A 10,567-nucleotide genomic window follows, 5' to 3' on the forward strand; every position below is an offset into this window, starting at 1 on the left:
CAGAGCCGGATCTTCGGTATCTCTGGATGGGGTCACTCGCTCCGGTCTGGTTTGTGGGTTTTCGGACCTCTGCAGGGAGGTACGCATGGTCAATAAGTCCAGCCCCCATTCGCGTTTCGTCCCTCGCGAGGAAATCGATGGTGTGTCTGCCTGGCGGTTTTCTGCTGTGGACGGCAGTGATGAACTCGCGACGCTGGACAGCGATGGCAATTCGGCGCCGGTCATCGATGAGGCCGCATTCAAGCAGGCTGCCGAAGAAGCTTATGCCGAAGGCTACGCCCAAGGGCACGAGGCGGGTGGCCGTGAGGTGCGGGACGCACTGGAGGCCACGGTGCGCAAGGCGGCCGAAGAGACCGCGGTGCGCATGACGCAGCTGCTGCACAACACCCGCGACCATCTGCAAAAGAGCGAAGACCAGATTTCGCGACACATTCTCGAACTGGCGTGCGACCTTGCGCGTCAGGTGGTGCGCCAGGAGCTGCGCAGCGACCCTGCGCACCTCAAGCCGGTGATCGCCGAAGCACTGGCCCAGCTGGTGGAAGACGGCTTGCCTGCGACTGTGCGAATGAACCCGTCCGATCTGGCGCTCATGCAAGGGGCGCTGAACGAAAACATCGGCAAGTCGCCACCGGCGTTCATGGCCGACCCGAGCATCACCCCGGGCGGCTGCATGATCGAATCGGCCAGCACCTCGGTGGACGCCACCATCGAAAAGCGTTGGACCCGCGCCGTGGGCAACCTGGGCATGGAAACGGCGTGGGATCCGGAGAATGCCGATGTATAGGCAGGAAGCACCCCCCGCGCCGCTTCGCGTCACCCCCCTCAAGGGGGGCGATACCTGTGGCCCGGCCAAGCCGGTTCCACGGTATCTCTGGAACGATTCACTTCGCTCCGGAAGCTCTGACTTCTGTTTGCACCACAACCTTCGCTTCGGGAGCTCTCCATGAACGACAGCACCTTGGAAGGCGCCAGCCGGTGGGGGCATTTCATGGAGGACTTGCGGGAGAACGCGAGTGTGCACACGCCGCTGGAGGTGCGGGGCACGCTCACGCGGCTGGCGGGTCTGGTGCTGGAGGCCGTGGGTTTGAAGGTGCCGGTGGGGTCGCAGTGTCTGATTGGCAATGGGCCGAAGGAGCCTGTGCTGGCCGAGGTGGTGGGCTTTTCGGGTGACCGGGCTTATTTGATGCCGGCCGGTGACACGCATGGGCTGTCCAGTGGTGCCAGCGTCACGCCGCTGGCACCTTACCGTCCGGTGCCTCGCATGGGCCAGACCAACAAGCCACCTTCACCGGACGACCGCGGTGCATTGCGGCTGCCGCTGGGTCGTGGGCTGCTGGGTCGGGTGGTGGATTCGCACGGCCACCCGCTTGACCACCTGGGCCCCATCATCAACGTGGACATGGCACCCATGGACCGCGCGCCGATCAACGCCATGGACCGCGACCCGGTGCGCGAGCCGCTGGACACCGGCGTGCGCGCCATCAACGCCTTGCTGACGGTGGGCCGGGGCCAGCGCATCGGCCTGTTTGCCGGCTCTGGCGTGGGCAAGAGTGTGCTGCTGGGCATGATGGCACGCTACACCCGCGCCGACGTGATCGTGGTGGGCCTGATTGGAGAGCGCGGTCGCGAGGTGAAGGAATTCATCGAGGACATCCTGGGACCTGAGGGGCGCCAGCGCTCGGTGGTGGTGGCTGCTCCGGCCGATGCACCACCCCTGGTTCGCATGCAGGGCGCCAGCTACGCCACGGCGATTGCCGAGCGCTTCCGCGATGACGGCCTGGACGTGCTGCTGCTCATGGATTCGCTCACCCGCTACGCCATGGCACAGCGCGAAATTGCATTGGCCATTGGCGAGCCACCGGCCACCAAGGGCTACCCACCTTCGTGTTTTGCCAAGCTGCCGCAACTGGTGGAGCGCAGCGGCAACGGTCTCAATGGTGTGGGATCGATCACGGCTTTCTACACCGTCCTATCAGAGGGCGACGACCAGCAGGACCCGATCGCGGACGCCGCTCGCGCCATTCTGGATGGCCACATCGTGCTGTCGCGCTCGCTGGCCGAATCGGGTCACTTCCCGGCCATCGACGTGGAGGCATCGGCCTCGCGCGTGATGCAGAACGTGGCCCGGCCTGCACATCTGGAACTGGCGCGCCGCTTCCGTGCGCTGTATTCGCGCTTCATGAAAAGCCGCGACCTGATCCAGCTGGGTGCCTACATGGCCGGCAGCGACCCGGAGACCGACCGCGCCATTGCGCTGTACCCCGCGCTGCAGCGCTTCCTGATGCAAGGCATGTTCGACGCCTCCACCATGGAAGCGAGCCTGGCCGAACTGGAAGCCGCCCTGCAGGACGAAGGCAAGCCCGCAGCCGCTGCGCAGGGCCGGCCACAGCGCGCACCGAACAGAAATGCCTGAAGCCGAGCATGAAGATCGCCCGTTCCATCGCCATTGAACCCCATCCAGAAGAGGCCCCCGCATGACCACGATCCAGACGTTGAACAAAGTGGTGGAAATCGCCGAGCGCCGCCGCGACGTGGCGCTGGCCGCATTGGCCCAGCTGCAGCGTGAAATGCAGATCGCCCAGGACCAGATGGACCAGCTGGAAGCCTATGCGCTGGAAGCACAGCAACGCTGGAGCGCGCGCAGCAGCGCCGGCATCGACGCCGCGCTGCTGCACCACCACCGCCACTTCCTGCAGAAGATCGAACACGCCATCGACTTTCAGCGGGGCGTGCTGAGCAGCCGCGAAGACATGATCGCCCAGCACGAACAACAGGTTCGTGTGGCCGAACGCGACGTGGCCGGCCTGCGCAAGTTCACCGAGAAAAAGATTCAGGCACAGGCGCAAGTGATGGAGCGCAGGGAACAGAAGCACACCGACGAAATGGCTTTGACCATCCACATGCGCCAGCGCCTGGCCCTGGCCCAGGCCCATGCACAGACACTGTCGCGCTCTGGCGCCTGACCTGTCCCCCGTTGCCCGGCGCCCACCTACCCCTTTCGAACGCGTTTTCAGGACACCCCCAATGAGTTCCACCGCCGCTTCAGCCTCCCAGTCCGGGCCGTCTTCCACCAGCCAGACTGTCCAGGCAAACCGACCGGGCCAGCCGGGTGCCCGCCGCGCGAATGAGTCTGGTGCGGACAGCAGCCTTTTTGCCAATCTGCTTTCCCTGCTGGCCGATACCCACGAACAACCCCTGCCCGACCTTGGTGCCGAGGTCGACGTTGGCACCGGTGAAGATGAGGTGATGCTGGCCAGCGAAGATGTGCCCGAAGACAATCCGCTCGCTGCCCTGGCCGGCTGGCCGGGCTCCCCGGTACCGGTTGAACCCACCAACACAGCAACTGCAGGTGCAGGTGCAGGTGCAGGTGCAAAGGCCGACGCTGCTGTCGATCAGGCGGCGTTGGCAACCGACACAGCAGCAGAGTCCGACCCCGTGTTGCAAGTCACCGATGAACCCGCACCCGAGATCGATATGGCGGCCCAACGCGCCGCCCATGAGTCGCCGCAAGGTGCTGCTGCCACCGCCCAGCGACCTCAGGCGGCACTGAAAGGGCTTACCGCCACCGCACAGGCGCAGGCACAGCCACTCAAGAGCGGCGCAGCATCCCCATCGGCCACTGCGGTGCAGCAACTGGACGGCAACAATAGGGTCTGGCGCCGCACGGGCGGGGGTGCCGCCGAAAGCGCTTCCCAGTCGGGCGCTGCCCAGCTGGCAGGTGTGCGCAGCACCGTCACCCTCAACGACCGTTTTGGCCACCTCGCAGGTCCATCGCTCAACCCCGTCGTTTCACGCGATGCGATGGCCAGCGGACTGGCAACGGTCCAGACCCTCGGGGGTGCGAACTCGACGACGGGCACGGGCGCCACCGCGGGCTCCGTTGCCGGCTCGGCCACGGCGCTGGCCGCAGGCAGCGCCAGCGGGGCCGATGCGGGCGGCGGGGATCATGCCGACGACGCACCGAACGCCGAGCAGGACGGTCAGGGCGCGGAGGCCTTTGATGGGTCCAGCGAAACCGAAGGTCAGCAGATCAGCCACTGGGGAACGCAGAACCTGCGCCACGCCAGCCTGCGCGTGGGCCAGGGCGGGCAGGACGCCATCGACATCCAGCTTTCGGTCAAGGGGCAGGAGGTCCAGGTGGATTTCCGTACCGACAACGCCGATGCGCGGGCCTCGCTGCGAAACAGTGCTGACGAATCGCTTGCCGAAATGTTGCAGCGCAGCGGCATACAGCTCGCCGGGGTTTCGGTGGGCGCGCAGGGCCAGGGATCTGACCGCAATGCGTCGTCGGGCGAGACCACGGCACAACGCGCCGGTCGCGCAGCCCCGCGCGCCGCGGGCACGCCCCTGGCACCCGAAGCACCACGAATGGTCCCCCTGCGGGCCGATGGCAGCCGACCGCTCGATCTCTTCGTGTGAACGGGAACACCCCCGCGCCGCTTTGCGTCACCCCCTCAAAGGGGGCGGCACTGGCCGTCCGGCAAAGCCGGCCCGGCGGTGCCTCGGGGTTGGACCCTTTCATGCGTCGCGAGTCGCGTCCGGTTGAACAACCTGGTTGAACCCCAAAATCGCCCAACCCCAGGCTGGCGAATAGGCGCCTTTTCCCGCTCTTTTCTGCTGACCGCCAGCAGGGGTGGCGCTCAATAATTCCTCCGAACCGACACGCTTTTGAGGCGTGTTCAGCGCCCCAACCCCGGGGCGGACCCACAGAGGAATCCCATGTCAGCTGCCGCCGCCACCGCACCAGATGCCGCCGCTCCTGCGAAGCCCAAGAGCCGCAAGCTGCTGTACATCCTGCTTGGACTGGTCGTCTTTGGATTGCTGGCGGCGGGTGGCGCGCTCTATGTGCTGAAGAAAAACACGGCAGAAGACGACCACGACGACGATGACGAAGTGACCACATCGGCTCCGGCACGCCCGGCCACCCCGCCCGCATTCCTGGCGCTGGAAAACATGGTGGTCAACCTGGCCGATCCTGGCGGCAACCGCTTCGTGCAGATCGGCATTTCGCTGCAGATACAGGATGACAAGACAGGAAAGGAAATGCAGGCCTACATGCCGAGCATCCGAAGCAGCGTGCTGCTCCTGATCTCGCAACGCACATCAGAAGAACTGCTGCAATTGGCGGGCAAGGAAAAGCTCGCCAACGACATCGTGGCCGACATCTCCCGCATCATGGGCTACCGGCTCCCCGAAGCGGCAGCAGCGAATGGCGAGCGGCCCAAGCGGGCGTCCAAGCTGCCACCCAACCCGGTTCAGGCGGTGCTGTTCTCCAGCTTCATCGTGCAGTGATCGTTGCGCACTGAACGCCCCCTCCGACACAACAGGTCCAAAGCATGTCCGAATCGTTTCTCTCCCAGGAAGAAATCGACGCCCTGCTCGAAGGCGTCACCGGCGAAAGCCAGAAGCTGGCGAAGGAAGACACGCCCACCGGCGCGGTGCGCGACTACAACCTGTCCAGCCAGGAACGCATCGTTCGCGGGCGCATGCCCACCATGGAAATCGTCAACGAACGGTTTTCTCGCAATCTGCGTCTGGGCCTGTTCAATTTCATCCGCCGCAGCCCGGAGATCTCCGTGGGTGCCGTGCAGGTGCAGAAATACAGCGCATTCCTGCGCGAACTGGTGGTGCCCACCAACTTCAACATCATGGCCATCCGCCCACTGCGTGGCAATGGCCTCGTGGTGTGCGAACCCACGCTGCTGTTCGGTGTGATCGACAGCCTGTTTGGCGGCAACGGCAAGTTCCACACGCGCATCGAAGGCCGTGATTTTTCACCCACCGAACAGCGTGTGATCAACCGCCTGGTCGACGTGGTGGCAGAGGAATACAAGAAGGCCTGGCGCGGCGTGTACCCGATCGAACTGTCGTACCAGCGCTCGGAAATGCAACCGCAATTCGCGACCATTGCCACCCCCAGCGAAATCGTGGTCTCCACCAGCTTCACGCTGGAGATCGGCGACATCTCGGGTTCGCTGCACATCTGCATTCCCTACGCCACGCTGGAGCCCATCCGCGACGTGCTCTATTCCAGTGTGCAGGGCGACGCCATCGAGGTGGACCGTCGATGGATCAAGCTGCTCAGCCACGAGATTCAGGCCGCCGAGGTCACGCTGGTGGCCGAACTGGCCAAGACCGATGCCACGGTGGAGCAGTTGCTGGCCATGCAGGTCGGCGACTTCATCGAACTGGACCGCAACCCGGCGATCCAGGCCCATGTGGACGGGGTGCCGATCGTCGAATGCCAATACGGCACACACAAAGGCAAGTACGCCCTGCGCGTGGATCGCAACCTGCGCGGACCCGATATGACCTGGCTGGGAGATTCCTATGTCCACTGAGAGCACCGACACCATGAACGATTCCGTCAGCGACGACTGGGCTCAGGCCCTGGAAGAACAGGCAGGCGCCGAGCAGGCCGACAGCGCACCCGCTTTCGACAGCAACGCAGCCCCGGTGATGACCCCGGCCGGTGGCGCAGGCGGCGCACCGGTGCAGGACATCCAGATGGTGCTGGACATTCCGGTGCAACTCTCGGTGGAGCTCGGCCGCACACGGGTGCCCATCAAGTACATCCTGCAGCTGGCTCAGGGCTCGATCGTCGAGCTCGATGCGCTCGCCGGTGAACCGATGGACGTGCTGATCAACGGCTACCTGATCGCCCAGGGCGAGGTGGTGGTGGTGAACGACAAATTCGGTATTCGCTTGACGGACATCGTGACGCCATCTGAGCGGATGAGAAGAGTAAGCCGTACCTGAGGTACGGCACCCCCCGCGTCGCCTTCGGCGCCACCCCCCTGGAAGGGGGGCGATACCAGAGGCCCGGCAAAGCTGGTTCCTCGGTATCTCTGGACTGACTTCCCCTCGTTCGTTGCGTTTTCCGCCTTTTTCGATTCATCGCTTCTCTCGCCCTTCTCTCTTCACCTTTCCCGGCTGACCTCTCATGCTTCAAAACGCCGCCCCCGCCCTTGCGCTGCTGGTCATCATGGTTGTGATGGCGGTGGTGCTGCAGCGCTTCCGGCGCCACATTCCGGGTGCGGCGACACATGGCGGGCCGAAGCTGCAGGTGCTGTCTACTTTGTCGCTGGGTCCGCAGCAGCGTGTGGTCACGGTGCAGGTGGGACAGGGAGAGGACGCAGTTTGTCTGGTGCTGGGTGTGGCCGCGGGCGGTGTGCAGGCGCTGCACCAGATGCCGTTGCCACCCGAGGCATTGAATCCCGTTGAAACCTCCGCGCCCACCGGCTTTGCAGCGCGTCTGGCTCAGATGACACAACCCCGCAAGGCCTCATATGCAAAGAACTGACTGGGTTCGTGGAGGGCTTCTCTTCGCTGCCACAGCCTTGATCGCCACTGGCGTGTGGGCGCAGGCAGCGCCCGCGCCCGGCGCTGCCGGTCCCTCCCTGCCGCTGATGGTGGGCCAGGGTCCGAACGGCAATTCGTATTCGGTGCCGATCCAGACACTGCTGTTCTTCACCGCGCTGTCGTTCCTGCCGGCGATGCTGCTGCTGATGACCGGCTTCACCCGCATCGTCATCGTGCTGTCGCTGATGCGCCAGGCACTGGGCACGCAGTCGGCACCACCCAACCAGGTGGTGGTGGGTCTGTCGCTGTTCCTCACGTTCTTCGTGATGGGTCCCACGTTTGACAAGGTCTACCAGGACGCCTACGCCCCGTATTCACAGAACGCCATCACGTTCGAAGAAGCGATCGAGCGCGGCCAAGACCCCATGCGCGCCTTCATGCTCAAGCAGACGCGCCAGTCCGACTTCGAACTGTTCGCCAACCTGGCCCGCCTGCCCAGCGACGTGACCGCCGAGACCGCGCCGTTTCGCGTGCTGGTGCCGGCCTTTGTGACCAGCGAACTCAAAACGGCGTTCCAGATCGGCTTCATGATCTTCATTCCGTTCCTGGTGATTGACATGGTGGTGGCCAGCGTGCTGATGTCGCTGGGCATGATGATGCTGTCGCCGGTGCTGGTGGCGCTGCCGTTCAAGCTGATGCTGTTCGTTTTGGCTGATGGCTGGAACATCCTGATCGGCTCTTTGGCCGCATCGTTTGCCCAGTAGGAGAAGAAACATGGATCCCCAAGCCGCGCTCACGATGGGGCAGAACGCCCTCTTCCTGTTGCTCATGGTTGCCGCGCCCGTGCTGGCCACGGTGCTGGGCGTGGGTCTGACGGTGAGCCTGTTCCAGGCCATCACGCAGATCCACGAAGCCACGCTGTCGTTCGTGCCCAAGCTGATCGCGGCCATAGCGGTGTTTGCGATTGCCGGCCCGTGGATGATGACCACGATGGTGGAGTTCATCCGCAACACCATCTTGTCCATCCCCAACTTCGCTGTATAGGGATGCACCCCCCGCGCCGCTTCGCGTCACCCCCCTCAAGGGGGGCGGCACTGGCGGCCCGGCAAAGCCGGTTCCGCGGTGCCCTTGGTAGAAGTCATCTCGCGTCGGAGGCGAATGGACTCTCGAACCGCCGCCGCGCGTTTCTCGAAGTTTGCAACTCGTTCGTTGCGCTGTGAGCCGCTGACATGCCTGTCTTCACCGAAGCCGACATCATGGCCTTTGTCATGCCGGTGTTCTGGCCGTTTCTGCGCATCCTGGCGGTGTTTTCCAGTGCGCCGATCTTTTCTTCACGTTCGGTTCCGATGCGCACGCGGGTGGGGTTGGCGCTGGTGGTGGCGGTGTGTGCTCAGGCGGGCTTGCCGCCGCAGCCGATGATTGCGCTGACCGACCCGATGGCTTTTCAGGTGGTGCTGCAGCAATTGGTGCTGGGCGTCTCCATTGGCCTGGCGGTGCGCATCGTGTTTGCGTCGGTGGAGCTCGCGGGTGAGCTGATTGGCTTGCAGATGGGCCTGAACTTCGCTGGCTTCTTCGATCCTTCGACCAACTCCCAGACCAGCACGGTGGGCCGCTTCTTCGGCAACATGACCATGCTGCTGTTCGTGGTGCTGGGGGGTCACCTCATGCTGCTGCAGGTGGTGGTGGCCAGTTTCGAAACCTTCCCTGTGGGTGGCAATGCCTTTGAATCCATCAACCGCCTGCGCCTGCACGAACTCGGTTCCGTGATGTTCCGCTATGGCCTGTGGATCGCATTGCCCATGATCGGCATGCTGCTGTTCATCAACGTCGTGCTGGGCATCGTCTCACGCATTGCGCCGCAGATGAACGCCTTTGCCATCGGTTTCCCACTCACCCTTTCGGCCGGTCTGCTCGGCATCGCCTTCACCCTGCCCATGCTGGACACGCCGGTGATCGCCTTGATGCGCCTGGCCACCAGCATCTTCACGGGCGGCTGAAGCGCTCGCCCACGCAGCCACGAAGGCGACAGGACCCTCGGGCAAACCCTGATCCGGCCTGGGACGGACCGGCGCACCATGGCAAGCGGGAGCACCCAGTCCCACACTTAAGGAACGCCCCATGGCCGCCACTGCCCACAACACTGCTGAAGCTGTCGACCCCAGGTCGTTCACAAGCTTTGCCGATTTCTACCCCTTCTACCTGAAGGAACACAGCAACCGCACCTGCCGGCGCCTGCACTTCCTGGGCAGCAGTCTGGCGCTGCTCTGCCTGGGCGCCGCCCTGTTCACCGCCAACGCATGGTGGTTGCTGGTGGGGATGGTGTGCGGCTATGGTTTTGCCTGGCTGGGGCACTTCGGCTTCGAGCACAACCGACCGGCTTCCTTCAAGCGCCCGCTCTACAGTTTTCTCGGCGACTGGGCGATGTACCGCGACATCTGGGCGGGGAAGATCGCCTTCTGAATACAGGGGAGCTCACTCCCACTTGAGGTCGTAGAGCTTCCAGTCGTCGTCCACCAGGCGCCACTCCATGCGCACACTGTAGGGCGTTGCACGTTCGGGTATCAAACCCTGGGCACCGGTCACCAGCACCTGTGCCTCGGTGTAGCCCGTCAGCGAAGAAGCGGGGTCGATACGGGTCTGGTGACCCACGGCAAACACCTTGATGTTGGCGTAACGGTAGAAGATGCCCATCATCGTCCTGCGCGCCCGGTCGGCGTCCAGATCGCCCTGCATGCGGAACCTCGCATCCACGAGTTCCATCACCGCCCCTGCGTCCCGGGCTTCGATGTTTTTCTGAAGCTGGCGCACCGTGGCCTCAAGCCGGGCCTGCGGATCGTCCTTGCTGCAGGCGCCCAGCAGCAGGCCCATCAACATGAGCAAGGGAACGAGTCCACGCGCCACCCCCACCGACTTGTTCAGAAACAACCTGGACCTCCTGTGCTGAAAAGCTGCCAACTGTAATCGCCCGCTCACATGCCGTCACGGGGACCACAAAGGTTGCATAGGGTATTCCCATGGGTATTCCTACCGTCTAGGCAGGCGGTGAAACAGCGACTATCTTTCGGCTGCGCTGTGGCCCCCACGCCATTCAAGGCGCTAGGAGCCTGCGCGGCAGAAGGCATCGAAGCGAAACGCGTGGGAAAAGAGCCCAATTCGGCGCCGATTTTGAGGACTGTGGCCGTAGCCACAGCCGGAAAAACGGGGGCGAAGTGGGACTTTTCTCCATGCGTTGCAGCCGATGTCGTTCTGCCGCGCAGGCTCCTAG

At 64.1% G+C, this 10,567-nt stretch carries 13 protein-coding genes; 12 read left to right on the forward strand and 1 reads right to left on the reverse strand.

What is annotated here, in order from left to right; genetic code table 11:
* The first annotated feature begins 85 nt into the window (after positions 1-85).
* The 12 genes from Q7V46_RS13155 (at position 86) to Q7V46_RS13210 (ending at position 9,762) form a co-directional block, all read left to right on the forward strand.
* Positions 86-784, forward strand: a complete 699-nt coding sequence (locus Q7V46_RS13155; protein WP_304914007.1) for a flagellar assembly protein FliH — start codon at positions 86-88, stop codon at positions 782-784.
* 159 nt (positions 785-943) lie between these two features.
* Complete coding sequence (gene fliI / locus Q7V46_RS13160; protein WP_370690342.1) at positions 944-2,413, forward strand: flagellar protein export ATPase FliI; 1,470 nt, start codon at positions 944-946, stop codon at positions 2,411-2,413.
* A gap of 61 nt (positions 2,414-2,474) precedes the next feature.
* Positions 2,475-2,963: a flagellar export protein FliJ gene (gene fliJ, locus Q7V46_RS13165; RefSeq protein WP_304914008.1), complete on the forward strand. Its 489-nt coding sequence runs from the start codon at positions 2,475-2,477 to the stop codon at positions 2,961-2,963.
* 61 nt (positions 2,964-3,024) lie between these two features.
* Entirely contained in the window at positions 3,025-4,419 is a 1,395-nt protein-coding gene (locus tag Q7V46_RS13170) for a flagellar hook-length control protein FliK (protein WP_304914009.1), read from the forward strand.
* A 300-nt stretch (positions 4,420-4,719) separates the two neighbouring features.
* Complete coding sequence (fliL, locus tag Q7V46_RS13175; protein WP_304914010.1) at positions 4,720-5,292, forward strand: flagellar basal body-associated protein FliL; 573 nt, start codon at positions 4,720-4,722, stop codon at positions 5,290-5,292.
* 44 nt (positions 5,293-5,336) lie between these two features.
* Positions 5,337-6,341, forward strand: a complete 1,005-nt coding sequence (fliM, locus tag Q7V46_RS13180) for a flagellar motor switch protein FliM (protein ID WP_304914011.1) — start codon at positions 5,337-5,339, stop codon at positions 6,339-6,341.
* Positions 6,331-6,759 (forward strand): flagellar motor switch protein FliN, encoded by a 429-nt coding sequence (gene fliN / locus Q7V46_RS13185; protein WP_304914012.1) that lies wholly within the window; start codon positions 6,331-6,333, stop codon positions 6,757-6,759. Before fliM ends, fliN begins: the two co-directional genes overlap by 11 nt.
* 184 nt (positions 6,760-6,943) lie before the next feature.
* Entirely contained in the window at positions 6,944-7,303 is a 360-nt protein-coding gene (locus Q7V46_RS13190; RefSeq protein WP_304914013.1) for a flagellar biosynthetic protein FliO, read from the forward strand.
* Positions 7,290-8,066: a flagellar type III secretion system pore protein FliP gene (gene fliP / locus Q7V46_RS13195; RefSeq protein WP_304914014.1), complete on the forward strand. Its 777-nt coding sequence runs from the start codon at positions 7,290-7,292 to the stop codon at positions 8,064-8,066. Before Q7V46_RS13190 ends, fliP begins: the two co-directional genes overlap by 14 nt.
* A 10-nt stretch (positions 8,067-8,076) precedes the next feature.
* On the forward strand, positions 8,077-8,346 hold the full coding sequence (fliQ, locus tag Q7V46_RS13200) for a flagellar biosynthesis protein FliQ (RefSeq protein WP_304914015.1): 270 nt from the start codon (positions 8,077-8,079) through the stop codon (positions 8,344-8,346).
* Positions 8,347-8,531: 185 nt separating this feature from the next.
* Positions 8,532-9,299: a flagellar biosynthetic protein FliR gene (gene fliR, locus Q7V46_RS13205; RefSeq protein ID WP_304914016.1), complete on the forward strand. Its 768-nt coding sequence runs from the start codon at positions 8,532-8,534 to the stop codon at positions 9,297-9,299.
* Positions 9,300-9,420: 121 nt separating this feature from the next.
* Positions 9,421-9,762, forward strand: a complete 342-nt coding sequence (locus Q7V46_RS13210; protein WP_304914017.1) for a DUF962 domain-containing protein — start codon at positions 9,421-9,423, stop codon at positions 9,760-9,762.
* A 12-nt stretch (positions 9,763-9,774) separates the two neighbouring features.
* Here Q7V46_RS13210 and Q7V46_RS13215 read toward each other — a convergent pair whose 3' ends face one another.
* Complete coding sequence (locus Q7V46_RS13215) at positions 9,775-10,227, reverse strand: hypothetical protein (protein WP_304914018.1); 453 nt, start codon at positions 10,225-10,227, stop codon at positions 9,775-9,777.
* Positions 10,228-10,567: the final 340 nt, after the last annotated feature.

The sequence above is a fragment of the Hydrogenophaga sp. genome (assembly GCF_030651625.1).
GTDB lineage: Bacteria > Pseudomonadota > Gammaproteobacteria > Burkholderiales > Burkholderiaceae_C > Hydrogenophaga.